The sequence below is a fragment of the Brachybacterium sp. NBEC-018 genome, assembly GCF_024860185.1.
GTDB classification, from domain to species: Bacteria; Actinomycetota; Actinomycetes; order Actinomycetales; family Dermabacteraceae; genus Brachybacterium; species Brachybacterium rhamnosum.
This window is the reverse complement of record NZ_CP100650.1, coordinates 2,567,070-2,592,060: the sequence shown is the minus strand read 5'-3', so window position 1 is coordinate 2,592,060 and position 24,991 is coordinate 2,567,070. Positions and strand designations below refer to the sequence as shown.

Annotated in this window: 22 protein-coding genes and 1 tRNA gene; 9 read left to right on the top strand and 14 right to left on the bottom strand. The window is 72.8% G+C overall.

Going from position 1 to position 24,991, the window contains the following annotated elements; genetic code table 11:
- Positions 1-50: 50 nt before the first annotated feature.
- The 11 genes from NLU66_RS11755 to NLU66_RS11705 all read right to left on the bottom strand — a co-directional run bounded on the left by NLU66_RS11755 (position 51) and on the right by NLU66_RS11705 (position 10,210).
- Positions 51-136 (bottom strand) — tRNA-Leu (locus NLU66_RS11755).
- 92 nt (positions 137-228) lie between these two features.
- Positions 229-549, bottom strand: a complete 321-nt coding sequence (locus NLU66_RS11750) for a hypothetical protein (protein ID WP_259359863.1) — start codon at positions 547-549, stop codon at positions 229-231.
- Positions 550-668: 119 nt separating this feature from the next.
- Entirely contained in the window at positions 669-1,499 is an 831-nt protein-coding gene (locus tag NLU66_RS11745) for a shikimate dehydrogenase (protein ID WP_259359862.1), read from the bottom strand.
- A 4-nt stretch (positions 1,500-1,503) separates the two neighbouring features.
- Complete coding sequence (gene mltG / locus NLU66_RS11740; RefSeq protein WP_259359861.1) at positions 1,504-2,709, bottom strand: endolytic transglycosylase MltG; 1,206 nt, start codon at positions 2,707-2,709, stop codon at positions 1,504-1,506.
- Complete coding sequence (gene ruvX, locus NLU66_RS11735; RefSeq protein WP_259359860.1) at positions 2,709-3,227, bottom strand: Holliday junction resolvase RuvX; 519 nt, start codon at positions 3,225-3,227, stop codon at positions 2,709-2,711. Before ruvX ends, mltG begins: the two co-directional genes overlap by 1 nt.
- Complete coding sequence (alaS, locus tag NLU66_RS11730; RefSeq protein WP_259359859.1) at positions 3,224-5,932, bottom strand: alanine--tRNA ligase; 2,709 nt, start codon at positions 5,930-5,932, stop codon at positions 3,224-3,226. The genes ruvX and alaS overlap by 4 nt, the downstream gene beginning before the upstream one ends.
- Before the next feature lie 160 nt (positions 5,933-6,092).
- Complete coding sequence (gene rpsD, locus NLU66_RS11725) at positions 6,093-6,719, bottom strand: 30S ribosomal protein S4 (RefSeq protein WP_137770754.1); 627 nt, start codon at positions 6,717-6,719, stop codon at positions 6,093-6,095.
- 135 nt (positions 6,720-6,854) lie between these two features.
- Positions 6,855-8,264: a replication-associated recombination protein A gene (locus NLU66_RS11720; protein WP_259359858.1), complete on the bottom strand. Its 1,410-nt coding sequence runs from the start codon at positions 8,262-8,264 to the stop codon at positions 6,855-6,857.
- A 22-nt stretch (positions 8,265-8,286) separates the two neighbouring features.
- Positions 8,287-9,420, bottom strand: coding sequence for a quinone-dependent dihydroorotate dehydrogenase (locus NLU66_RS11715; RefSeq protein ID WP_416232156.1), 1,134 nt, complete (start codon positions 9,418-9,420; stop codon positions 8,287-8,289).
- Positions 9,417-9,851 (bottom strand): hypothetical protein, encoded by a 435-nt coding sequence (locus NLU66_RS11710; protein WP_259359856.1) that lies wholly within the window; start codon positions 9,849-9,851, stop codon positions 9,417-9,419. The genes NLU66_RS11715 and NLU66_RS11710 overlap by 4 nt, the downstream gene beginning before the upstream one ends.
- Entirely contained in the window at positions 9,848-10,210 is a 363-nt protein-coding gene (locus tag NLU66_RS11705) for a hypothetical protein (RefSeq protein ID WP_137770751.1), read from the bottom strand. Before NLU66_RS11705 ends, NLU66_RS11710 begins: the two co-directional genes overlap by 4 nt.
- 118 nt (positions 10,211-10,328) lie before the next feature.
- Here NLU66_RS11705 and NLU66_RS11700 point away from each other — a divergent pair, with 118 nt between their 5' ends.
- From NLU66_RS11700 to sucB, 3 genes are all read left to right on the top strand, one after another.
- Positions 10,329-11,786, top strand: a complete 1,458-nt coding sequence (locus NLU66_RS11700; protein WP_259359855.1) for a leucyl aminopeptidase — start codon at positions 10,329-10,331, stop codon at positions 11,784-11,786.
- A 208-nt stretch (positions 11,787-11,994) separates the two neighbouring features.
- Entirely contained in the window at positions 11,995-13,398 is a 1,404-nt protein-coding gene (lpdA, locus tag NLU66_RS11695; RefSeq protein ID WP_259359854.1) for a dihydrolipoyl dehydrogenase, read from the top strand.
- 28 nt (positions 13,399-13,426) lie between these two features.
- Complete coding sequence (gene sucB, locus NLU66_RS11690; protein ID WP_259359853.1) at positions 13,427-15,229, top strand: 2-oxoglutarate dehydrogenase, E2 component, dihydrolipoamide succinyltransferase; 1,803 nt, start codon at positions 13,427-13,429, stop codon at positions 15,227-15,229.
- Between the two features lie 90 nt (positions 15,230-15,319).
- Here the strand turns inward: sucB and NLU66_RS11685 are convergent, their stop codons facing one another.
- Positions 15,320-16,741: a hypothetical protein gene (locus NLU66_RS11685; protein WP_259359852.1), complete on the bottom strand. Its 1,422-nt coding sequence runs from the start codon at positions 16,739-16,741 to the stop codon at positions 15,320-15,322.
- Between the two features lie 81 nt (positions 16,742-16,822).
- Between NLU66_RS11685 and lipB the strand changes: the two genes are divergently transcribed.
- From lipB to NLU66_RS11670, 3 genes are all read left to right on the top strand, one after another.
- Complete coding sequence (lipB, locus tag NLU66_RS11680) at positions 16,823-17,521, top strand: lipoyl(octanoyl) transferase LipB (RefSeq protein WP_259359851.1); 699 nt, start codon at positions 16,823-16,825, stop codon at positions 17,519-17,521.
- 63 nt (positions 17,522-17,584) lie between these two features.
- Positions 17,585-18,607 carry a lipoyl synthase gene (gene lipA, locus NLU66_RS11675; RefSeq protein WP_259359850.1) on the top strand — a complete coding sequence of 341 codons (1,023 nt, stop codon included), beginning with the start codon at positions 17,585-17,587 and terminating at the stop codon, positions 18,605-18,607.
- A 31-nt stretch (positions 18,608-18,638) separates the two neighbouring features.
- Positions 18,639-19,379, top strand: coding sequence for a DUF4191 domain-containing protein (locus NLU66_RS11670; protein ID WP_259359849.1), 741 nt, complete (start codon positions 18,639-18,641; stop codon positions 19,377-19,379).
- 357 nt (positions 19,380-19,736) lie between these two features.
- Here the strand turns inward: NLU66_RS11670 and NLU66_RS11665 are convergent, their stop codons facing one another.
- A complete protein-coding gene (locus tag NLU66_RS11665; RefSeq protein WP_259359848.1) occupies positions 19,737-20,171 on the bottom strand; it encodes an RDD family protein in 435 nt (144 codons plus the stop codon).
- Positions 20,172-20,420: 249 nt separating this feature from the next.
- On the opposite strand from NLU66_RS11665, the gene glnA reads away from it, so the two are divergent.
- The 3 genes from glnA (at position 20,421) to NLU66_RS11650 (ending at position 23,972) form a co-directional block, all read left to right on the top strand.
- Positions 20,421-21,851, top strand: a complete 1,431-nt coding sequence (gene glnA, locus NLU66_RS11660) for a type I glutamate--ammonia ligase (protein WP_137770742.1) — start codon at positions 20,421-20,423, stop codon at positions 21,849-21,851.
- Between the two features lie 139 nt (positions 21,852-21,990).
- Positions 21,991-23,310 carry a sensor histidine kinase gene (locus NLU66_RS11655; protein WP_259359847.1) on the top strand — a complete coding sequence of 440 codons (1,320 nt, stop codon included), beginning with the start codon at positions 21,991-21,993 and terminating at the stop codon, positions 23,308-23,310.
- Positions 23,307-23,972: a response regulator gene (locus NLU66_RS11650; RefSeq protein ID WP_259359846.1), complete on the top strand. Its 666-nt coding sequence runs from the start codon at positions 23,307-23,309 to the stop codon at positions 23,970-23,972. The genes NLU66_RS11655 and NLU66_RS11650 overlap by 4 nt, the downstream gene beginning before the upstream one ends.
- A gap of 10 nt (positions 23,973-23,982) precedes the next feature.
- Here the strand turns inward: NLU66_RS11650 and NLU66_RS11645 are convergent, their stop codons facing one another.
- Positions 23,983-24,900, bottom strand: a complete 918-nt coding sequence (locus tag NLU66_RS11645) for a hypothetical protein (protein WP_259359845.1) — start codon at positions 24,898-24,900, stop codon at positions 23,983-23,985.
- Positions 24,901-24,991 lie beyond the last annotated feature (91 nt).

The following is a 24,991-nucleotide window of genomic DNA, read 5'->3' as shown; positions in this document are numbered from 1 at the left end:
GGAGGAACGCCGAAGGCCCCGGCTCTGGGAGCCGGGGCCTTCGAGAAACGTGTCCGAGGGGGGACTTGAACCCCCACGACCTAATACGGTCACTAGCACCTCAAGCTAGCGCGTCTACCAATTCCGCCACCCGGACGAGTGGTCGTTGCGACGACTCCTGAACAGTAGCACGGGACTGACCCCACTCCTGCACCGAAAGGGTCCCTGCCAGCAGTTTCGTGGCGACGATCACGCTCTGACGGACAGCGGCCCCGCGGGGATCTGCCCCGTCAGCACACCGAGCGCGTCCGAGACCCGCGCGGCGAGCGCGGTGGCCGCCCCCGGGATCCTGTCCGCGAGGTCGAGCAGGGCCGCGGCGCACAGGGCGAGCATCGTCGGATCGGGGTCGTCGAGACGGGAGCCGGACCAGGAGACGATCTCGTCGAGGACCTCGGAGAGCTCGTCGGCCGCGCGATGGCGATGCTCGGAGAGCAGCTCGACGCGGGCCATCGTGGCCAGTGCCGTGCATCGTCGCAGCAGCGGGGTGGTGACGTCCGGCGTCAGGTCCATGGTGACTCCTCAGCCCCCGGCGGACGGGCCGGGGATCGACGGCCACTTTACGTTCCCTTGACCGAGCGCGGCAAGGATCCCGGACGGTTGCCGGGGCATGTCCCGGGCGGGCGATCCGATCAGCGGCGCAGCTGCTCCCGCGCGGCGTCGAGCATCGCGGCGACGGGGGCGGAGGGCGCGCCGACCATCGACCGGATCTGCATGTCGGCCTGGTGCACGAGCATCTCCAGCCCGTTCGCCACCTCGGTGCCCCGCCCGCCCAGCAGACCGGCCAGCGGCGCCGGCCACGGGTCGTAGAGCACGTCGAGCAGGAGCGGGACGACCGGCAGAGCGGGTCGGGCACTCCACTCCTCGGCGATCGCGCGGGCACCCGCCGCAGCGAGGGCGCTGACGACGACCTCGGTGCCGAGCAGCTCGGCGGCGCCGCCCCAGGGGACGATCCGCGCGTCGGCGCCCTGCGCGGTGACGAGGTCGACGACGGGGGCGAGCCTCTCCGGACGGCGGGCGCTCAGCAGGATCTCCTGCGCCCCCATCCGGCACAGGGCCAGCGCCGCGCTGAGCGCCGTCGCCCCCGAGCCGAGCACGCCCGCGCGGCGCACCGTCCCGGCGCCGTGGTCGCGGAGCGCGGCGACGATCCCGTGCACGTCGTGGTTCTCCGCGCGCCAGGAGCCGTCCGCGCGCCGTACGAGCGTGTTGGCGACGGCGAGGGCGGCGGCGGTGTCGTCGTGCTCGGCCGCGAGGGCGAACGCCTCCGGCTTGCCCGGCATCGTGACGGAGAGCCCTTGCAGACCCGCGCCGTCCCCGGTCAGGAAGCCGGCGAGCTCGCCCGCGCCCACCTCGTGGCGCTCGTAGACGGCGTCCTCGATGCCCAGCTCGCGATACGCGACGGCATGCAGCAGCGGGGAGAGGGAGTGCTCGATGGGCGAGCCGACCACGGCGAAGCGGCGCACGGGATCAGCCGCCCTGCTTCGCGTCGTACCAGTCACGCCACTCCTGCACGTTCTTCTCGTGCTCGGAGTAGGTCGCCGCGAACTTCGTCTCGCCCGTGTCGGTGTTGACCGTGACCCAGTACAGCCAGTCACCCTCCGGCGGGTCGATCGCCGCCTGGATCGTCGCCTTGCCGGGGTTGGAGATCGGTCCGACGGGCAGCCCCTCGTGGAGGTACGTGTTGTACGGGCTGTCCTGCTTGCGCTGCGCCGGCGTGGTGGAGATCGTGTCGCTGCCCGTGAAGTAGGCGACGGTCGAGTCCAGCTGGAGCTTCATCGGCTTCCCCTTCGCCTCGCCCACGCCCTCGAGGCGGTTCTCGAGGGTGCGCACCACCCGGCCGTAGTCGTCCGGGTCGCGCGCCTCCTTCTCGGCGATCGAGGCGAGCGTGAGCACGCGGTGCTCGTCCTCCGGGGCGACGCCGAGCTTCTCGAGCTCCGTCTGCATGCGGTCCGTCATCATCGAGATGACCTCGCCGGCGGTGGCGTCCTCCGGGACGTCGTAGCGGCCCGGCCACAGGTAGCCCTCGAGGGACTTCGCGTCGTTCTCGGGCACGCCGAAGGAGGTGTAGTCCTTCGCGGCGGCCTCGAAGTCCTCGACGGGGATGTCGGTCGCCTCGCTGAGCACGGCCCAGATCTTCTCCGCCCGCAGCCCCTCGGGGACGATCACGCGGTGGCCCGCCACGTTCGCCGGATCCAGGATCATCGTGAGCGCGTCGGAGGAGGTCATCCCCTTCTTCAGCCGGTACAGGCCCGGCTCGATGCCCGACGCGTCCGGGGAGTTCGAGAACTGGGTGATGAAGGGCCCGGACGTCTTGATGACGCCGGCGTCGACGAGGGTCCTGGCGATGTCGGTCCCGGTGTCGCCCTCGGCGACCTGGACGAGCGCCTCGCCGCTGCCCGGCCCGGGGAAGTCCGGGTCCTCCTGCTCGAGGCTCACGTTGGAGGTGAGCCACTGGTAGCCGTAGACGCCGCCCACGCCGAGCCCGCCGAGCACGAGCAGGACGAGCAGCACCGGCAGCGCCCGGCGCAGCGGGCCCCGGCGTCGCCGACGGCGCACCGGGCCGGCGGCGCGCCGACGGCCGTGGCCGGTCGAGGCATCCTCGTCCCGCGGGTTCTGCGACTCGGCGAGCTCGTCGAAGCTGACGGCATCGTCCTCGCCCTGGCCCTCGCTCATCAGCCGTCCTCCTGCTCGGGTCCCCCGGCGGCGCCGGGCTCGGGATCCGCCGCGGCCACGAGCTCGCCGGCTCGACGGCCGGCGCTGCGCTCGAGGTCCAGCGCCTGCTGCAGGATCATCACGGCAGCGACCTGGTCCACGACCTGGCGGTGCTTCCGCCCCTTGCGGCCGGACGCGTGGAGCGCCTGGTGCGCGGAGACCGTCGTGAGCCGCTCGTCGACCATCCGCACCTCGGCGGGGTCGGGATCGCCGGCGAGCTCGGCGACGAGCTCCTCGGCGACCTGCCGCGCCTTCTGCGCGGCGGGGCCCTCGGCACCGCTCAGGGTGCGGGGAAGCCCGACCATGATGGCACGCGCCTCGGTCTCCCGGGCGCAGGCGGCGATGGCGGCGACCGCCGTGTCCCGGGGCACCGTCTCGACCGGGGTGGCGAGCATGCCGTCCGGGTCGCTGCGGGCCAGGCCGACGCGGACGTCGCCGACGTCCACCCCGAGCCTGACCCCGCGCGGGAGCTCGCTCATGCGGTCGCGATCGCCGACACGGCCCCGCGGACGGCCTCGAGGGCCTCCCCCGTGCGCGCCGGCTCGCCGCCGCCGCCCTGGGCCATGTCGTCCTTGCCGCCGCCGCGGCCGCCCATGGCCTCCGCACCGGTGCGCAGGAGCGCGCCGGCCTTCAGCCCCGCCTCGCGGGCGGCGGCGTTGGTCGTGACGACGAGCGCCGCACGGCCGTCCTCGTGGCCGGCGACGGCCACGACGGCGGCGGAGTCCTCGCCGAGGCGCGAGCGGAGGTCCTGAGCGAGGGTGCGCAGGTCGCCCGCGGCGATGCCCTCCCCCGCGTCGTGCACGAGCAGCCGCACGCCGCCGGCGTCGACCACGTGCTCGAGCAGCTGCCCGGCCTGCGCCTGGAGCTGGGCCCCGCGCAGGCTCGCGAGCTGCTTCTCCATGTCCTTGAGCCGCTGGGTCAGGGAGCGCACGCGCTCGGGGATGTCCTCCGCGGTGCCGACCTTCAGCAGGTCGGTGAGCTGGGAGACGAGTGCGCGCTCCTTCGCCTGCCGGCGGTAGGCCGAGAGGCCCACGAGCGCGTCGACGCGGCGCACGCCCGAGCCGATCGAGGACTCGCCCATGAGCTGGACGGAGCCGATCGCCCCGGTCGAGCCCACGTGGGTGCCGCCGCACAGCTCACGGGACCAGTCGCCGCCGATCGAGACCACGCGGACCACGTCCCCGTACTTCTCGCCGAACAGCGCCTGGGCGCCGAGCGCCCGCGCCTCGTCGATCGGCATCTGCCGGTCGGTGACCTCGAGCTCGTCCTGGAGCAGCGTGTTCACGCGCCCCTCGACCTGCTCGAGGCTCGAGTGCGGCACCGCCTGGCCGAAGCGGAAGTCGAAGCGCATGCGGCCCGGCGAGTTCTCCGAGCCGGCCTGGGTCGCGCCGTCGCCGAGCTCCTCGCGCAGCGCCTGGTGCACCATGTGCGTCGCGGTGTGCGCGCGGGCGATCGCGCCGCGCCGCTCGAGGTCGATGCTCGCGACCGCGCCCGCACCGGGATGGACCTCGCCCTCGACGAGCCGGCCGCGATGCACGGGCAGGCCCTTCACGGGCGCCTGGACGTCGTCCACCTCGACGATGCCGCCGGAGGCGAGGGCGATGCGGCCCTGATCGGCGAGCTGGCCGCCCATCTCCGCGTAGAACGGGGTCGTCGCGAGGACGATCTCGACGTCCGCCGGCGCGGTGACCGTGTCGACGAGCGCGCCGTCCACGAGCACCGACTCGACGGTCGTGGAGACGGTGGACTCGGTGTAGCCGAGGAAGGGCACGGCCTCGCCGCGCTGGCCGAGCAGGCGGTTGTAGAGCGCGGTGTCGGTGTGGCCGGTCTTCTTCGCCGCGGCATCGGCGCGGGCGCGCTCCCGCTGCTCCTGCATGGCGGTGCGGAAGCCGGTCTCGTCGACGGAGAGCCCCACCTCCTGCGCCATCTCGAGCGTGAGGTCGATCGGGAAGCCGTAGGTGTCGTGCAGGCGGAACGCGGCATCGCCCGGGACGGCGCGGCCGCCGTCCTGCTTCACCTCGCCCACCATCTGGTCGAAGATCGTGGTGCCCGTCGCGAGGGTGCGGCGGAACGCCTCCTCCTCGCCCAGGATCAGGTCGCTGATGCGCCCGCGATCGGTCTCGAGCTGCGGGTAGGACTCCTTCATGACCTCGAGCGAGGCGGGGAGCAGGTGCGGCATCGACGGATCGGCGTAGCCCAGCAGGCGCATGGAGCGGACCGCGCGCCGGATCAGCCGCCGCATCACGTAGCCGCGGCCCTCGTTGCCGGGGCGGACGCCGTCGGAGGCGAGCATCATCGCGCTGCGCACGTGGTCGGCGACGACGCGCATCCGCACGTCGTCCTCCGCGTCGGCCCCGTACTCGCGGCCGGTGAGCTGCTGCGCGACCTCGATCACCGGGAAGACCTGGTCGATCTCGTACATGTTCTGCTTGCCCTGCAGGAGGAACGCGAGGCGCTCCACGCCGAGGCCCGTGTCGATCGCCTTCTGGTCGAGCTCGCCGAGCAGCTCGTAGTCCTTCCCCTTGCCGGGGCCGCGCAGGAACTGGTCGAACACGAGGTTCCAGATCTCGAGGTAGCGGTCCTCCGCACGCTCGTCCCCGGGCCATTCCGGCAGGCGCCCGGTGGGGGCGTCCGGGCCGTACTCGGGTCCGCGGTCGTAGTACCACTCCCCCGTGGATCCCGCGGGGCCGGGCTGGCCGGTGTCCCAGCAGCTCTCCTCCCAGGGCAGCTGCACGATGCGCGCGGGGTCCAGCCCGATGACCTCGGTGAGATGGGTGAAGGACTCCTGGTCCTCCTCCCACAGGGTGATCCAGAGCCTCTCGGGGTCGAGTCCGTAACCGCCGTCCTCCACGGAGGACGTCAGGAGCTCCCAGGAGAAGTCGATCGCACCGGTCTTGAAGTAGTCGCCGAAGGAGAAGTTGCCGGCCATCTGGAAGAAGGTGCCGTGCCGGGTCGTGCGGCCCACGTTCTCGATGTCATTGGTGCGGATGCACTTCTGCACGCTCACCGCGCGGTCGTAGGGCGCCTTCTCGGTGCCCACGATGTACGGGATGAAGGGGACCATGCCGGCGATCGTGAAGAGGATCGAGGGGTCGGCGGAGACCAGGGAGGCGCTGGGCACGACCGTGTGCCGCTTCTTCTCGAAGTGGGCGAGGAAGCGCCGATGGATCTCGGAGGTGCGCATGGTCGTGGGGGTCCTTCCGGGCACGAGGAGCAGGGAGGCCGCACGGACCGGGGCCGGATGGCGGGGCGGTCGTGGGGCCGAGGAGGCAGATGGGGACGCGAAGGCCCCGGTCAGCGTACCGGAGCACGCCAGCCGGGGCCTTCGCCGTGATCCCGGGGGATCAGCGGGCGTAGTACTCCACGACCATCTGCACGTCGCAGGTCACGGGGACCTCGGCGCGCTTGGGGCGGGAGACCAGCTGAGACTTGAGCTCGGACAGCTCGACCGAGAGGTAGCTCGGCACGGAGGCGAGCACGTCGGAGTTGCCGCCCTCGGCAGCGACCTGGAAGGGCTCCATGGCCTGCGACTTGGGCTTGATCTGGATGGTCTGGCCCGGCTTCACGCGGAAGGAGGGGCGGTCCACCAGCTTGCCGTCGACCAGGACGTGGCGGTGCACGACGGCCTGACGGGCCTGCAGGATGGTGCGGGTGAAGCCGGAGCGGAGCACGAGCGCGTCCAGGCGCATCTCGAGGAGCTCGACCATGCTCTCGCCGGTCAGGCCCGGCTGCTTCTTCGCGTCCAGGTAGGCGCGGTGCATCTGCTTCTCGCGCAGCGCGTACTGCGCGCGCAGACGCTGCTTCTCGCGGAGGCGCACGGCGTAGTCGGACTCGGTGCGGCGGCGGGCGCGGCCGTGCTCGCCGGGCGGGTACGGACGCTTCTCGAAGTACTTGACGGACTTCGGGGTCAGCGGGAGCCCGAGTGCTCGGGACAGACGCGCCTGGCGGCGCGCGCGGGTGACGTTGGTCACGAGGTCTACCTCTTGTTGTCGACGGGGGTTGAATCCAATGAAGCAGCCGCGGATTCAGCGACCCAGACTAGCGCAGCCCCGCTCGCGGCTCAACGACTCGCGGCGCAGGTCGCACCGCGCTTCCTGTGGAGTGCCTCACGCCGTGCCGCCGTCGCCGCCTGCACCGGCCCCGTTCCCGCCGTCGCCACCTCGCACGATCCGCCGCAGGGCCTGCACGCGCTGGGCCACGCGACCCTCGGGGCCGGACTCCCGCGGTCGGTAGTAGTCCGTCCCGACGAGCTCGTCCGGGGCGTACTGCTGCGGGACCACGCCGTGCGGCGAGTCGTGCGCGTAGCGGTACTCCGCGCCGTGGCCGAGGCTCTTCGCCCCGGAGTAGTGGGCGTCGCGGAGGTGCGGGGGGACCACCCCGGCGCGACCGGAGCGGACGTCCGCGATCGCCTCGTCGAGCGCCTTGTACGAGGCGTTGGACTTCGGGGCCGTCGCGATGTGCACCACCGCCTGGGCGAGCGGGATCCGCCCCTCGGGCATGCCCAGCATCTGCACGGCCTGCATGGCGGCGACGGCGACCTGGAGCGCGGTGGGATCGGCCATGCCGACCTCCTCGCTCGCCGCGATGACGACGCGGCGGGCGATGAAGCGAGGGTCCTCCCCCGCCTCGATCATCCGGGCCAGGTAGTGCAGCGACGCGTCCACGTCGCTGCCGCGCATCGACTTGATGAAGGCGCTCGTGACGTCGTAGTGCTGGTCCCCGGCGCGGTCGTAGCGCAGCGCGGCGCGGTTCACGGCCTGCGCGAGCACCTCCGCGTCGACGACGGGCGGGTCCTTGGTGAGCGCGGCGGCGGCGGCCGCCTCGAGCGAGGTGAGGATCTTGCGCGCGTCCCCGCCGCCGAGGCGCAGCAGCGCCTCCCGGGCGTCGTCGGTGAGCTCGACCGCCCCGCCCAGGCCCTTCTCCTCGGCGAGGGCGCGGTCCACGAGGGTGTCGAGGTCCGCGCGCTCGAGCGGCTCGAGGGTGAGCACGATCGAGCGGGACAGCAGCGGCGAGATGACGGAGAAGTGCGGGTTCTCCGTCGTGGCGGCGATGAGGGTGACCCAGCGGTTCTCGACGCTCGGCAGGAGGGCGTCCTGCTGGGACTTCGAGAAGCGGTGCACCTCGTCCACGAAGAGCACGGTCTCCTTGCCCGTGGTGCGCAGGCGACGACGTGCCGCGTCGACGACGTCGCGGATGTCCTTGACCCCGGCGAGTACCGCGGAGACCTCCACGAACTCCCGGTCCCCGGAGCTCGCGACGACGTACGCGAGAGTCGTCTTCCCGGTCCCGGGCGGGCCCCAGAGGATGACCGAGGACGGTGCGGTGCGGGAGTCGTCGACCGCGACCAGGCGTCGCAGCGGGCTGCCGGGGTCGAGCACCTGGTGCTGCCCCACGACCTCGTCGAGGGACGCCGGGCGCATGCGCACGGCGAGCGGCGCCCGGTGGTCCCGGTTGCCCTCGCTCAGGGTGCGCGGCGCGGGGGCGTCCCCGCCCAGCGAGAAGAGGTCCTCGTCCATGCTCTCCAGGGTAGGCGCGGTCTCAGACGATGCCGCGGGCGCCGAGCTCGCGCGCGATCCGTCCGGGCCAGCCGGGACCCTCGTAGATGAGGGCCGTGTAGCCCTGGACGAGATCCGCGCCGGACTCGAGCCGCTCGGCGACGTCCGCGGCGGTGGTCACGCCGCCGCAGCTGATGACGACGGTCTCCGCCGGCAGCTCGCGACGCAGCAGGCGCAGCACCTCGAGGGAGCGGCGGGCGAGCACCGGACCGGAGAGGCCGCCCGCGCCGATCGACTCGACGAGGCCGCGGTCGCTGCGGAGGTCCGCCGGGCGGTCGATCGTCGTGTTGGTCGCGATGACACCGGCGAGGCCGACGTCCGTCGCGAGCCGCGCGACGGCGACGACGTCCTCGTCGTGGAGGTCGGGGGCGATCTTCACGAGCACCGGGACGTCCCGGCGCAGGCGCCGCTCCGCGGACCGCGCCTCCTCGAGGACGGCGGCGAGCACCGGGCGCAGCGCGTCCACGGACTGCAGGTCGCGCAGTCCCGGCGTGTTCGGGCTCGAGACGTTGATCGCGAGGTAGCTCGCATAGGGGGCGAGCAGACGCGCCGAGGAGCGGTAGTCGTCCGCCGCGTCGTCGAGCGCCGTCGCCTTGTTCTTGCCGATGTTCACGCCGATCACGGCGCGCTGGCCGCGCTCGGTGCGACGGGCCCGGGCGAGGCTCTTCGCGAGGGCCCGGGCCCCCTCGTTGTTGAAGCCCATGCGGTTGATGAGGGCGCGGTCCCGGACGAGGCGGAAGCTCCGCTTGCGCGGGTTGCCGGGCTGGGGCCGCGCGGTGACGGTCCCCACCTCGACATGGCCGAAGCCGAGGTCGAGCAGGGCCAGCGGCACGACGCCGTCCTTGTCGAACCCGGCGGCGAGACCGAGCGGGAAGGCGTGCTCGGCGCCCAGCACGGTGCGCGTCGGCCGCGGGTCGCGCGAGGGGTGCGGTGTCCCGAAGAGGGTGCGCAGCAGGGCGTGGCCCCCGGGCAGGGACTGCGCGAGCCGCAGGGCGTCGATCGTCAGATGATGGGCGCGCTCCGGGTCGATCCGTCGCAGGCCGTGCTGGAACAGCGCCTCGTAGGCGGTGCTCGAGGAGGAGTCGGCGGTGGTCACGGCCCTACCGTACGCGGTCATCGGCCCTCCTCCGCGGTCGGTCCCGCGTCCTGGCCGCGGCGGGCGCGGCGCCTGCTGCGCGCGATGTGGGCGAGCGCGGCGAGCGGGAGCACGAGCGGCACGAAGCCGTACCCGATCCCGAAGTCGGACCACACCGTGGGCTCGGGGAACAGCGCCGGGTCCGCGAGGGTGAGCGTCCCCACGGCGACGACCCCCACGAGCTCGACGATCACGAGGGCGAGGGCGAGCGGCGAGCGCGGTCCGCGCAGCGCGAAGGTCAGCGTCACGGCGATGTAGGTCAGCGCGGCCACCAGGGAGAGCGAGTACGCGACGGGTGCGCGGTCGAACTCGCGGAGGATCTGCACGAGGGAGCGGGCGGTCGCGGAGAGCGCGAACAGCCCGTACACGAAGACGAGGAGGGTCGTGAGACCGCGGGAGGGTCGCGCGCTCATGCGAAGCCCCCCGCCCAGATCTGCGGCAGCCGCATCATGAGCACCATCTCGGTCACGGCCGCCGCGCCGATCACGAGGCTCCCCCAGCGCGTGCGCTCCCAGAGTCCCGCCCATCCGCCCGCGAGCGGGAGCACGAGGCCCGTGAGGAGGTAGCCGTAGAGCGTCACGGGGTCGTCGACGCTCCCGCCGCCCAGGTCACGGGCCAGCAGGGCGCCCCCCATCACCGCCCACACGACGAGCGTCAGGGCACTCGCCCCGAGCAGCACGAGATCCGCGCTCAGATCCCGCACCGTGTAGTAGACGGCGAGCAGCGCCGTCAGCGCACCCACCACGTAGACCAGGGTGCTGAGCACCGCCATGTCCGGTCCGTCCTCGTCCTGCCGCCGTGCCGAAGACCGGGTGCTCCCCGGCGGCGGGATGCCCGAGCCCGGGACATGCCGCCCCGAGGGCGCCGGACCGGTGCCTACGATAGATGCCATGCCTTCGATCACCGTTTCCGATGCCAGTGTGACCTCCGTCGACACGGACGTCCTGGTCCTCCCCCTGCTCCGCGGCGCCGACGGCGCTCCGTCCGTCGTGCCCGGTGAGGACGCCGTCACCGCGGCCATCGCCGCCCTCTCCCCCTCCGCCGGCCGCGGCGAGACCCACCGCCTCCCCGCCGGCGACCTGACCTCCGCGGGCAGCCTGCTGCTCGTCGGTCTCGGCGCCGAGGAGCTCGCGGACGTCTCCGACCAGGATGTGCGGCTCGCCTACGGCGCGGCCTCCCGGTCCCTCGCGGGCGTCGGCACCGCCGCGATCGCGCTCCCGGGGGCCACGGCCGAGCAGCTCGCCGCCGCCGTCGAGGGCGCGGCGCTCGGCGCCTACGCCTTCGTCGCCCACAAGTCCGAGGCCGCGGGCGCCAAGCCGGCCCTCGGCGCGATCTCCGTGCTCGGCGACCTCGCCCCGGCCGCCGTCGAGCGGGCGGAGATCCTCGCGGACGCCGTCGCCGCCGTGCGCGACCTCGTGAACACCCCGCCGAACCTGCTGTACCCGGCGGCCTTCGCCGAGCGCGCCCAGGAGCTCGCCGCGGATCTCCCGCTCACCGTCACCGTGCTGGACGAGGAGCAGCTCGTCGCGGGCGGCTACGGCGGCATCGTCGGCGTGGGGCAGGGGTCGGCGCGGCCGCCGCGCCTGGTGAAGGTCGAGTACGCCCCCGCGGGCGCGGCCTCCTCGGTCGCCCTCGTCGGCAAGGGGATCACCTTCGACACCGGCGGCATCTCGCTCAAGCCGCCGGCCGGCATGGAGGAGATGACCTCGGACATGGCCGGCGCCGCGACCGTGCTCGGCGCGACCCTCGCCGCCGCGCGCCTGGGCCTCCCCGTCGCCGTGACGACCTACCTCGCCCTGGCCGAGAACATGCCCGGCGGCGGCGCCCAGCGTCCCGGGGACGTCGTCACGATGCGCAACGGCCGCACGGTCGAGGTGCTCAACACCGACGCCGAGGGCCGCATGGTCATGGCCGACGCCCTCGTCGACGCCGCGGCCGGCGAGCCCGACCTCGTCATGGACGTGGCGACGCTCACCGGTGCGGCCGTCGTCGCGCTCGGCCAGCGCACCGCCGCGGTGATGGGCACGGAGTCCGCGCGCGACGAGGTGCTCGCCGCCTCCACCGCGACCGGTGAGCCCTTCTGGCCCCTCCCCTTCCCCGAGGAGCTGCGCCCCGCGCTGGACGGCCTCGTCGCGGATCTGCGCAACATGGGTGCCGGGCGCTGGGGCGGCGCCCTCACCGCGGGCGTGTTCCTCCAGGAGTTCGTGGGCGACGTCCCGTGGGCCCACCTCGACATCGCCGGCCCCGCCTACGCCGACTCCCCGTTCGGCTACATGGGCAAGGGTGCGACGGGCATGAGCATGCGCACCGTGCTCGCCGTGCTCGAGCAGCGCGCCGGCCGCGCCTGAGCCGACCGGCCGACGCGCCGTGGGGGCCGGACCGACCGTCGGGTCAGGCCCCCACGGCGCGGACGCCGCTCAGGTCACTCCCGACGAGGCCCCGACTGGGCCTCATGAGCCCCTGACGTGGCCTAGCATGGACCCCGCAAGCGGCAGCGTCGGCCACGGGGCCGGCAGCCGTGCCGCATGATCCCCCTACGCACCGAGGAGCACACAGGTGGCGGATACAACCACTGACCAGTACGACGTCGTGATCCTGGGCGGTGGCAGCGGCGGGTACGCGACCGCTCTGCGCGGCGCCCAGCTCGGCCTCAGCATCGCCCTCGTCGAGAAGGACAAGGTCGGCGGCACCTGCCTGCACCGCGGCTGCGTCCCCACGAAGGCCCTCCTGCACGTCGGCGAGATCGCCGGCGCCCCCGCCGAGGGCTCCGCCCTGGGCCTGGACATCACCCTGAACTCGGTGGACTACTCGAAGGTCCTGGGCTTCAAGGACAAGATCATCGGCCGCCTGTACAAGGGCCTCCAGGGCCTCGTGAAGTCCGCGAAGGTCGAGTACGTCGAGGGCTACGGCAAGCTCACCGGCAAGAACACCGTCACCGTCGAGACCGAGGGCGGCACCCGCACCCTCACCGGCAAGAACGTCGTGCTCGCCTCCGGGTCGTTCTCGAAGACCCTCCCCGGCCTCGAGCTGGGCGGCCGCATCATCGACTCCGAGGCCGCGCTGCAGCTCACGGACATGCCGAAGAACCCCATCATCCTGGGCGGCGGCGTCATCGGCGTCGAGTTCGCCTCGGTGTGGAAGTCGCTCGGCGCCGAGTCCGTCACGATCATCGAGGGCCTGCCTCATCTGGTCGCCAACGAGGACGAGTCGCTCTCCAAGGCGCTCGAGCGCGCCTACAAGAAGCGCGGCATCGCCTTCTCGCTCGGCATCTTCTTCGAGAAGGCCGAGCAGACCGCCGACGGCGTCAAGGTCACCCTCGCCGACGGCACCGTCTACGAGGGCGACTACCTCCTCGTCGCCGTGGGCCGCGGCCCGAACACGAAGGACCTCGGCTACGAGGAGCAGGGCATCGAGATGGACCGCGGCTTCGTGCTCGCGGACAAGCAGACCCTCGAGACGAACGTCCCCGGCATCCACGCCGTCGGCGACATCGTCCCCGGTCTGCAGCTCGCCCACCGCGGCTTCGCCCAGGGCATCTTCGTCGCGGAGCGGATCGCCGGCCTGAACCCCGCGCCGATCGTCGAGTCCGGCATCGAGCGCATCACCTACTGCGAGCCGGAGCTCGGCTCCGTGGGCCTCACCGAGAAGCAGGCCAAGGAGCAGTTCGGCGAGGAGGGCGTGCAGTCCTACGAGTACAACCTCGGCGGCAACGGCAAGTCCCAGATCCTCAACACCACCGGCTTCATCAAGCTCGTGCGCGAGAAGGACGGCCCGATCGTCGGCGTCCACATGATCGGCACGCGCGTCTCGGAGCTCATGGGCGAGGCCCTGCTCATGGTCAACTGGGAGGCGTACCCCGAGGACGTCGCCTCGCTGATCCACGGCCACCCCTCGCAGCACGAGGCCATGGGCGAGGCCGCCCTCGCACTGGCCGGCAAGCCCCTCCACGCCCACGCCTGAGCCTGACGACTCCCGAAGGAGACACCTGATGTCCGAAACCGTCAAGATGCCCGCACTGGGCGAGTCCGTCACCGAGGGCACGGTCACCCGCTGGCTGAAGAGCGTCGGCGACACCGTCGAGGTCGACGAGCCCCTGCTCGAGGTCTCGACCGACAAGGTCGACACCGAGATCCCCTCGCCCGTCGCCGGCACCATCGAGCAGATCCTGGTGCAGGAGGACGAGGACGCCGAGGTCGGCGCCGATCTCGTCGTGATCGGGGACGGCTCCGGCTCCGGCGCCGCCGATTCCGGCGACTCCGGTGCCGAGGCCGCGGCGGAGGAGGCTCCCGCGGAGGAGCCCGCCGCCGAGCCCACCCAGGGCGAGGACCTCGCGTCCGACGAGACCGCCGCCCCCTCGACCGACACCCCCGCGTCCGAGGAGAAGCCCGCCGCCGGCGGCTCCGGAGAGGGCCAGGAGGTGACGATGCCCGCGCTCGGCGAGTCCGTCACCGAGGGCACGGTCACCCGCTGGCTGAAGAGCGTCGGCGACACCGTCGAGGTCGACGAGCCCCTGCTCGAGGTCTCGACCGACAAGGTCGACACCGAGATCCCCTCGCCCGTCGCCGGCACCGTGATCGAGATCCGCGTCCAGGAGGACGAGGACGCCGAGGTCGGCGCCGTGCTCGCGATCGTCGGCGACTCCTCCGGCTCCGCCCCCGCGGCGGCCCCGGCCGCCCCGGCGCCCGAGGCGAAGGCCGAGGAGAAGGCTCCGGAGCCCGCGGCCGAGGAGAAGCCGGCCGCGGCCCCTGCTCCGAAGGAGACCCCGGCCCCGGCTCCTGCACCGGAGAAGGCCCCCGCCGCTCCGGCGGCGCCCGCCGCCCCCGCCCCGCAGGCCGACGCCTCGGTCTCCGGTGCGGAGTCCTCCGGCTACGTGACCCCGCTCGTGCGGAAGATGGCCGCGGAGGCCGGCATCGACCTCTCCACGGTCTCCGGCACCGGGCTCGGCGGTCGCATCCGCAAGCAGGACGTCCAGAAGGCGATCGACGCGCAGGCGCAGCAGCAGGCGGCCCCGGCCGCCTCGGCTCCCGCCGGCGCCCCCGCCCCCGCTGCCGCTGCTCCGGTCGAGGTCTCCCCGCTGCGCGGCACCGAGGAGAAGATGACCCGCATCCGCAAGGTCACCGCCAAGCGGATGATGGAGTCGCTGCACTCCATGGCCCAGCTGACCACCGCGGTCGAGGTCGACATGACCCGCGTCGCGAAGCTCCGCGGCCGTGCCAAGGACTCCTTCGCCCAGCGTGAGGGCGCCAAGCTCACCTTCCTGCCGTTCATCATGCAGGCGGCGGTCGAGGCGCTGAAGACCTACCCGAAGATCAACGCCACGATCGACGGCGAGACGATCCGCTACGGCGCGTCGGAGAACATCGGCATGGCGGCGGACACCGAGCGCGGCCTCGTGGTCCCCGTCATCAAGAACTCCGGCGACCTCAACCTGGCGGGCCTCGCCCGGCAGATCGGCGACCTGGGCGCCCGGGCGAAGGGCAACAAGCTCACCCCGGACGATCTCCAGGGTGCGACCTTCACGATCACGAACACCGGTTCGGGCGGCGCCCTCTGGGACACCCCGATCGTCCCGGATCCGCAGGTCGGCATCCTGGGCTGCGGCACCATCGTGAAGCGCCCGGTGGTCGTGCAGAACGCGGAGGGGGACGACTCCATCGCGATCCGCTCGATGATGTACCTGTTCCTCTCCTACGACCACCGCCTGGTGGACGGCGGCGACGCCGCCCGCTTCCTCACCCACATGAAGAAGCGGCTCGAGGAGGGCGCGTTCGAGTCCGATCTCGGGCTCTGAGCCTGATCGACGCCCGGCCCGCTCCCCTGCGGGCCTGAGCGAGCACCGGTGGCCCGGCATCCTGCCCAGGATGCCGGGCCGTCGGCTTTCCTACGCGGCCTCGGTGGAGGCGATGCGCCAGCGGGTGCCGGTCCACTCGAGGTGCAGCACGACGGCCGACGGCGCCGTCGCCTCGACGGTGCGCACGGTGCCGTCCTCCTCCTGCACCTCGTGGGCGGGGGTCGAGGTCACGACGCGCAGTGATGCCGTCCCGGGCCCGTCCTCGACCGCGAGCAGCTCCGCGGCCTCGACGACCGGTTCCCCGCCGCGCACCTCGCTGCCGGCATAGGCGGCGCGCAGCGCGTCGTCCTCCGCCGCGGCCTCGCTGCCCGGGACGGCGACCGAGGTGCCCGAGGTGCCGATGACATAGGCGTGGCGTGCCGTGCCCAGCTCCGTGGCGAGCGCGAGGGCGTCGGTGATCTCGGCCGCGGCAGGTGCTTGGACGGCGGGGGCGTCGGCGGTGACCTCGCCCGCGGTGCCGGATCCGGCGAACCGTGCCCCCACGACGGCGCATCCGCCGATCAGGACGGTTCCGGCGAGCACTGCGGCGAGGAGGGTCCGGGGGCGTCGTCGGGCCGTCCGACGGACCCGGTCCACGGTGCGACGGCGCAGACCGGCGCGGGATCGCGCTCGAGTGCGGTGCTCCCCGCCGGCGGCGCGGGGCGCCGGGAGCGGGAGGGCGCCCGCCGGGACGGGCCCGGGCCATGGCGGGGACGCCGCCGGTGCGGCACCTGGTGCAGCCTCCGATGCCGGGTCCTCGAGCGGCACCTCCTGGTCGTGCTCCCCCGCAGGTCCCGCGTCTCCGGCGTCTCCGATGCCTCCGGTGGCCCTCCCACCCTCGACGTCCGTCCAGCTCCGCGAGGAGCCGCGGCGTCGGAGCGTCCGGTCGCCGTCCTCGAGCACCGAGTCCGCCCAGAGCCGGTCGAGCTGCCGGTCGCCGATGCTCCCCGAACGCCGGAGCCCGTCGAGCCGGATCGGGGCGACGCCCCCGGAGGCGCGTCGGCCCAGGCCCGTGCCCGGCGGCGCCCCGAGCACCCACCCGCGATCGTGGAGTGCGGCGAGCAGCTCGTCGAGATCCTCCCGCGCCGCCGCCAGCGCCTCGCGCTCCCCGGTGTGCGGGGCGCCGGCGGGGTCGCTGCGGCGCCCGGCCCCGGCACGCACCGGCGCGAGGAGCTCGCGCAGGTAGCCCTCCTCCTCGACGGCGAGCACGGCCGGCGCCGCGCGCACCCCGGCCAGCTCGAGCTCGGCAAGCAGCTGCATCTCCTCGCGCACCCGGAGCTCCCCCGCAGCGGTGAGCGGTCGCACGCGCACGCCCTGCCGGCCGTCCTCGAGCAGAGTCTCCTCCCGATCCTCCTGCGTCGTGAGGGAGCGGGGAGCGCGTGCTCCGTCGCCGCGTCGGCGTCCGTGCCCCCGTACCCCGGCCTCGTGCCCCGCCGGGGTCGGTGCGGGGGCGGCGTCGTCCGATGGCTGCATGGCGGCAGTGTGGTCCACCGTGCGCGTCGGGCCCGCTGGTCGTCCACAGTGCGCAGGTCGTGGCCGGAGTAAGGTGGCCGGGTGCTCGACGTGATCCGCCTCGGCCTCAGCGACCCCCGTCCCGGGGAGGACCGCCATGAGGAGTTCGACCTTCCCCCCGGTCCCCTCGAGTACCGGGCCGCGTGGGACCTGCAGCGCAGGATCCATGCCGAGGTCGTCGCCGGCGAGCGGCCGAACACCGTCCTCCTCCTCGAGCACCAGCCCGTCTACACGGCCGGGAAGCTCACGGCGGAGGCCGAACGGCCGCAGGACGGCGCCCCGGTCGTCGACATCGACCGCGGCGGCAAGATCACCTGGCACGGCCCCCAGCAGCTCGTCGGCTACCCCATCGTCACCCTGCCCGCCCCGATCGACGTGGTGGGCTTCGTCCGTGCCCTCGAGCACGCGATCATCGACGTGTGCGACGAGATCGGACTCCCCACGCGACCGGTCGAGGGCCGCAGCGGGGTGTGGGTGGTGCGCGACGGCGAGGAGGACCGCAAGGTCTGCGCGATCGGCATGCGCGTCTCCAAGCGCACCACGATGCACGGCTTCGCCCTGAACTGCGCGAACGATCTCTCGTGGGCGCAGAACGTCATCCCCTGCGGCATCGACGACGCGGGCGTGACGAGCATCAGCCGGGAGCTGGGGCGCCGCGTCCCCGTCTCCGCGGTGATCGACGTCGCGGAGGAGCGGCTGCGCGAGCTCGTGGCGGAGCGCACTGCCCCACGGGCGCGCTGAGCCGCCGCCCGCCCTCCATGCTCGATAGACTGCCGTGACAGTCGACTCCGAGGAGGCACGAGGGTGACCATCGCTCCCGAAGGACGGCGCCTGCTGCGCGTCGAGAAGCGCAACGCCGAGGTCCCGATCGAGCGCAAGCCCGAATGGATCAAGACCCGTGCCGTGATGGGCCCCGAGTACAGCGCCATGAAGAAGCGCGTGCACGGGCAGGGTCTGCACACCGTCTGCGAGGAGGCAGGCTGCCCCAACATCTTCGAGTGCTGGGAGGATCGCGAGGCGACCTTCCTCATCGGCGGTGACACCTGCACCCGCCGCTGCGACTTCTGCGACATCGCCACCGGCAAGCCGATGGCCGTGGATCCGATGGAGCCGTTCAAGGTCGCGCAGTCCGTCAAGGAGATGGGCCTGCGCTACTCCACGATCACGGGTGTGGCCCGCGACGACCTGCCCGACGGCGCCGCCGGGCTCTTCGCGCAGACCTGCCGCCAGATCCACGCGATGAACCCCGGCACCGGCGTCGAGCTCCTCATCGACGACATCAAGGGCAACGGTGAGGCGCTCGCCCAGGTCTTCGAGTCCCGCCCCGAGGTGTTCGCCCACAACCTGGAGACGGTCCCGCGAATCTTCAAGCAGATCCGCCCCGCCTTCCGCTACGACCGCTCCCTCTCGGTGATCCGCCTCGCCAAGGACAACGGCATGATCACCAAGTCGAACCTCATCCTGGGGATGGGCGAGACCACCGAGGAGATCGTCGACTCCCTCCAGCAGCTGCACGACGCGGGCTGCGACATCATCACCATCACCCAGTACCTGCGACCGTCGAAGCTGCACCACCCCATCGACCGCTGGGTCAAGCCCGAGGAGTTCCTCGAGCTGTCCCGTGCGGCCGAGGAGATGGGCTTCCTCGGCGTCATGGCCGGTCCGATGGTCCGCTCCTCCTACCGTGCCGGCAAGCTCTGGGCACAGGCCATGCGCAAGCTCGGCCGTGAGATCCCGGAGAACCTGCGGCACCTGGACGTGGACCAGCCGGCACGTCAGGAGGCGGCGAGCGTCGTCGCCCGCCAGCAGCAGGTCGCAGCGGGCTGACGCCCGACCACCGAGAGGACCGAGTACCACCATGGCCCGCAAGAGCGAGTCCACCGCGCCCCGGGGCGCCGCCGCCGAGACGCCGAAGAAGGAGCCCGGCCGGCTCAAGCAGATGCTCGAGGTGTTCAAGTACACCCAGAGCGTCGACAAGGCCACCGCGCCGCTGATGATCGGGGCGATCGTGCTCTCGATCGTCGTGTTCGTCCTGCTGAGCTGGCTCGTCTTCGACAGCCCCTGGTACGGCGTGTTCCTGGGTCTGGCCGTGGGCGTCCTGCTCGCGATGATCATCCTCGCCCGCCGCGCGGAGCGCGCCGCGTTCGAGCGGATCAAGGATCAGCCCGGCGCCGCCCTCGCGGCCATGCAGTCGATCCGTCGCGGCTGGAACGTCTCCGAGGAGCCGGTGCAGATCGATCCGCGCAGCCAGAAGATGCTCTTCCGCGCCTCCGGCCGCCCGGGCATCGTGATCGTCGCCGAGGACGCCTCGAACCTCTCGCTGAAGCTCATCGAGAAGGAGCGTCGGGCGATCGGGCGCGTGCTGCCCCATGACGAGGTGCCCATCCACCAGATCGTCGTGGGCGACGGTGAGGGCCAGGTGCCGCTGCACAAGCTCCCCTCGCACATGACGCGTCTGAAGAGGACGCTCACGAAGGACGAGGCGGCGCAGGTGACCAAGCGTCTCGCGGCTCTCCAGCGCTCGATCCGCCAGGCCGTGCCTAAAGGCGTCGACCCGATGCGCGCACGTCCGAACCGCAAGGCGATGCGCGGCCGCTGAGCCCCGGATCGTCTCAGCATCCGGAACCCCGTCGGCTACTGCCGGCGGGGTTCCGTGCTGTCCGGCCCCTCTCCGGCGGCATCGGCGGGAACGATGGTGGACGCCCGTGAGACGGCGTTACCTCTTCGTTATCTTCGTTATCGGAACGTTATCTACCCGAACGTGCAGGTCAGCGGGCACATTCGGGCGGTCCTGGAGTATCGATCGCGGCACCGTCGGCAAGGCGCCGGCGGGACGACAGGGCGGGCGGGGACACGCCGCACGCCCATGCCCGCCGGAAGCAGTCGCGTCCAGCGGGCGGTCAACGGCCCTGCGGCACGCAGCCTGCACCGTCGGCCACGGGACGTGCGCGGAGGGTCAGGCGCGCACGACGGCGGTCCCGGCGACCGCGTCATGGAGGGGCTGCCGGTCGCGGTTCCAGATCACCGCGGGCAGCACGAGCAGAAGCAGGAGCGTGCGGATCACCGCGCGCAGCACCATCGGCGAGCGGCCGCTCACCGGGGTCACCCGCAGGCGCAGCAGGAACTGCCCGGGCGTCGCACCGAAGACGGTGATGAGCAGGACGTTCATCGTCGCGAAGAGAACGAGGGTCGCCACGGACTCGTAGTCGAACACGAGGGCGGAAACGACCGAGGCGAGCGCCCAGTCCACGAGCAGCGTCGCGAAGCGGCGGCCCGCCGGGGCGACCGCGCCGGGGCCGTCGGCCGGCAGTCCCCAGGTCGATCCGGGGACGTGCCCGGCCTCGCTCGGGGCGCCGTCCATCCAGCTGCCCAGGTCCTTGCGCTCGATCACGCGCCCAGCCTAGCCGCGGGCGCGGAGCCGTCCCTGGGACCCACCGCGCTCCCCCGAGAGAGGGGGCTGGACGAGGTCCGGGACGCCGAGACCGGTCCGCGGGAGCGCGGGGCGACCACCTTCCCCACGGTCTACGCTGGGCGCACCCGCGAACGGCGCTCATGCTCGGGCGCCGGGACGTCCGGGGGCACGAGATGGCCCCGGGGTGAGACAGCACAAGACGCACCGCCCGGTGCGGATGGAGGAGATGTGTTCAACAATCCCAGCGAGGTCGTGAAGTTCATCGAGGAGGAGGGCGTCGAGTTCATCGACATCCGCTTCTGCGACCTTCCCGGCGTCATGCAGCACTTCAACCTGCCGGCCAGCTCCTTCGACGAGGAGGCCATGGAGACGGGGCAGCTGTTCGACGGCTCCTCCATCCGCGGCTTCCAGGCGATCCACGAGTCCGACATGAAGCTCGTCCCGGATCTGGACACGGCGTACCTGGACCCGTTCCGTGAGCGCAAGACGCTCATCATCAACTTCTCGATCGTGGACCCGTTCACGGACGAGCCCTACTCCCGCGACCCGCGCACCGTCGCCTCCAAGGCGCAGGAGTACCTCACCTCGACCGGCATCGCGGACACCGCGTTCTTCGCCGCCGAGGCCGAGTTCTACATCTTCGACGACGTCCGCTTCAAGACCGGCATCAACTCCGGCTTCTACGCGATCGACTCCGACGAGGCCTCCTGGAACACGGACCGGGACGAGTCCGAGTTCGGCGGCAACCAGGGCTACAAGACCCGCGTCAAGGGCGGCTACTTCCCCGTCCCGCCGAACGACCAGATGGCCGATCTGCGCGACGAGATCTGCGCGATCCTCGGCGACACCGGCCTCGAGGTCGAGCGCGCGCACCACGAGGTGGGCACCGCCGGCCAGCAGGAGATCAACTACCGCTTCAACACGCTGCTCAACGCGGCGGACGACGTCATGAAGTTCAAGTACGTCGTGAAGAACACCGTGTGGGACGCCGGCAAGACCGCGACCTTCATGCCCAAGCCCCTCTTCGGCGACAACGGCTCGGGCATGCACACCCACCAGTCGCTCTGGAAGGACGGCGAGCCGCTGTTCTTCGACGAGCGCGGCTACGGAGGCCTCTCCGATCTCGCCCGCTGGTACATCGGTGGCCTGATCGAGCACGCCCCCTCGCTGACGGCCTTCACCAACCCCACGGTGAACTCCTTCAAGCGCCTCGTGCCCGGCTTCGAGGCCCCGGTCAACATGGTCTACTCGGCCCGCAACCGCTCCGCCGCGATCCGCATCCCGGTCACCGGCTCCTCCCCGAAGGCCAAGCGCATCGAGTTCCGTGCGCCCGACCCCTCGGCGAACCCGTACCTGTCCTTCGCGGCGCAGCTCATGGCCGGCATCGACGGCATCCGCAACCGCATCGAGCCGCCCGAGCCGATCGACAAGGACCTCTACGAGCTGCCCCCCGAGGAGCACCAGCTCATCAAGCAGCTCCCGGCCTCCCTCGGCGAGGCGCTCGACGCGCTCGAGGCGGACCACGACTACCTCACCGAGGGCGACGTGTTCCCCGAGGACCTCATCTCGACCTGGATCGAGCTCAAGCGCACCACGGAGATCGATCCGTTCCGCTTCCGCCCGCACCCCCACGAGTTCGAGCTGTACTACGACATCTGAGCCGATCTCGGTGTCCTGACGGGCCCCGGTCCTGCATCCGTGCAGGGTCGGGGCCCGTCCCCCGTCTCGGGGCCGGACCATCGGTTCGCACCGGCCTCCGTTCCCGGTGGGCCCTGGGACCCGCGGATAGGCTCGCACCATGTCCCACCCGCGTCATGTGCCCGTCGCCTCGACCCCGGACGCCGTCCCCCCGGCCGTGCCGGCGCAGGACCTGACGGTGGACCTGGTGGGCACGCCCTTCGCCGCGGCGCTGCGCTGGGCGGTGCACGCGCTGGTCTACCTGCTGATCGCGCTCGCGGCGGGCCTCGCGCTCGCCCCGCCCTCGACCTCGGCGGACCTCCTGATCGTCGCGCTGCTGGTGGTGCTGGCCTCCGTGTACTCGATCGGCGCGCGCCGAGCGCTGCGCCACTCCCCCTCGCCGCGCGGGAGCTGGTCGGCGCTCGGCTACCTCGCCCCCACGGTCCTGGTCTGGGCGGTGACGCTCCTCCTCGACCCGGGAACCGTGTGGATCGCCTTCGGGCTCGACTTCGCCGTGCTGTACGCCCTGCCCACCGTGGGCGGCGTCGTCACGCTGATCGTCGTGACCGCGCTCGCCGTCCTCGGCTACGGCGGGCGGGACGGCAGCCCGAGCGCCGGGGAGATCGTCGGCCCCGTGGTGGGGGCGCTCGTCGCCCTCGCCGTCGTGCTCACGGTGCGCGCTCTCCAGCACGAGGTGGACCGGCGCACCCGCCTCGCCCGGGAGCTCGCCGAGGCCCGGGACCTCATCGCCGAGCAGACCCGCACCGCCGCGACCGCCGCGGAGCGGGACCGCATCGCCCGCGAGCTCCACGACACCGTCGCGCAGTCCTCGCTGTCCATCCAGCTCCTGCTCGATGCGGCCGACGGCGCGCTGCACCGCGAGGACGGCGCGGAGGCGGGGCGACTGCTCGCCGAGGCCCGTGCCGCGGCCCGTCGCACCTCGGTGCAGGCGCGGCGCTTCGTGGACGACGCCGATCCCGAGCTGCCCACCCCCGCCGCCCTCCACACGGAGCTCGAGCGGATCGTCGCGCGCGGCGCGGCGGAGGGCGACCTGGACCTCCGGCTCCGGGACGAGCTGCTCACCGACCCGGCGTGCCCGATGCTCCCCCGCAGCCTCTCCCGCGCCCTCGCCCGGCTCACCGAGAACCTCGTCGCGAACGTGGTGCGGCATGCCGATGCCCGGCAGGCCGTCGTGACCGTCTCCCTGCAGGGGAACGCGGTGCTGCTCGACGTCGTCGATCACGGCCGGGGATTCGACCTCGCGGCGGAGGGGTTCGGGCTGCGCTCGGCCCGCGCCCGCGCCGCCTCGGTGGGCGGGACGCTGCTGGTGGAGTCCGCTCCCGGCGAGGGCACCGCCGTCCAGGTCTCGCTCCCTCTCCCGGAGGACACCCCGATCCCCGGTGCCCACACCGGCCCCGTCGACCCCCAGGAGGACCGATGACCTGCCGTGTGCTTCTCGCCGACGACCATGCGATCGTGCGCCGCGGCCTGCTCGCGGTGCTCGCCGCGGAGGACGGCATCGAGGTGGTCGGTGAGGCGGGGACCGCGGAGGCCGCCCTCGACCTCGCCCGGCGGATCTCCCCTGACGTCGTCCTGCTCGATCTGCAGTTCGGCGCCGGCACCCGCGGCACCGCCGTGATCGCCCCGCTGCGTGCGCTCGACCCGCCGCCGGTGGTGCTCGTCCTCACGACCTACGACAACGACCAGGACGTGCTCGCGGCGATGGACGCGGGCGCCGCGGGCTACCTCCTGAAGGACTCCCCGGCGGAGGAGCTCGCGGCGGCCGTGCGCCGTGCCGGGCGGGGCGCCGGGTCGCCCGGTGCCGGGACCGCGTCAGATGCCGTCGGGGCGCAGCTGGACCCGCGGATCGCACGCCGGCTCCGGGACCGGGACTCGCCGACGGCGCTGAGCGCACGCGAGCTCGAGGTGCTCGCCCTCGTCGCCGCCGGGCGCAGCAACTCCGCGATCGCGAGCGAGCTGTTCCTGTCCCAGGCGACGGTGAAGACGCACCTGGTGCACGTCTTCGACAAGCTCGCCGTCACGAGCCGCACGGAGGCCGTCGCCGCGGCACGGGAGCGGGGAATGCTCCGCCCGGAGCACTGAGCCCGGCGGCTCAGCCCAGGTCGTCCAGGCCGCCCTTGGCGCGCAGGAGCGACAGCAGCAGCTCCTTCGGCGATCCCGCCGCGGGGAGGGCGCAGTCCTCGGGGACGAACGACCAGGCGGAGCGCAGCGCGCGGAACACCTCGAACTCGGCGTCCCCGGTGCGCAGCGGCACCGCCGCGAAGCCGCCGCCCTCGGGCAGGTGGATGACGAAGGCGCCCATGAGCTCGGGCATGTCCCGGATCGTGCCGTCGTCGTCGAGCAGGTGCTCGGCGCGGGTGACCGCGACGCCCTGCAGCGCGTAGTCGCCGCGCACCTTCTTCGAGGTCTTGATGTCCGCGCTGAGCACGGTGTTGCCGATCTTCACGATCGCATCGGTCGTGCCCGCGTATCCGACGGTGTGGTTGACGACGGTCTGCTCGACCTCGACGAACTCCGGCTGGTAGGCCTCGAGGAAGGCGCCGTACCCGTCGAGCCGCTCGTCCGCGCGGGTGAGCAGCGTGTCGAGGTCCTTCTGCGTGGCGAAGGCTCCGCTCGCGGAGCGCATCTCGGCGACGATCTCCCCCACCTGCGCCCGCGCCGGGCGCGCGCCGTCGCGACCCCAGACCTCGCAGGCCGCGTGGACGAGGGTGCCGAAGTCCGCCGCGCCGCGCGTGTGCTCCTCGGCGGCGGCGGCGATCTTCTTCTGCGAGCCCCAGCGATCACGGGTCACCCGGGAGATCTCGGCACCGGCCCGGTCGGGGTTCCGGGCGAGCCAGCTGTACATCTCGAGCGCCCGCTTGGAGGCCATCGTCGCGTACCAGCCCTGGAGGTGGTCCTTCGCGCGCATCCCGGAGACCGTCGTGATCGAGGGATAGACGAGCGGGCCGTCCGGCTCGAGGCGGTACATGCGTCCGCGCGGGGTGTCGGCGCTCAGTCGGGGCGTGGTCATGGCACCTCAGGGTGGTGGAGGGACGGGACGAGGGCGGGGTCGGCGATGCCGGAGGGAGGAACGGTGGCGGGAGCCCGGCCCAGGCTACGCC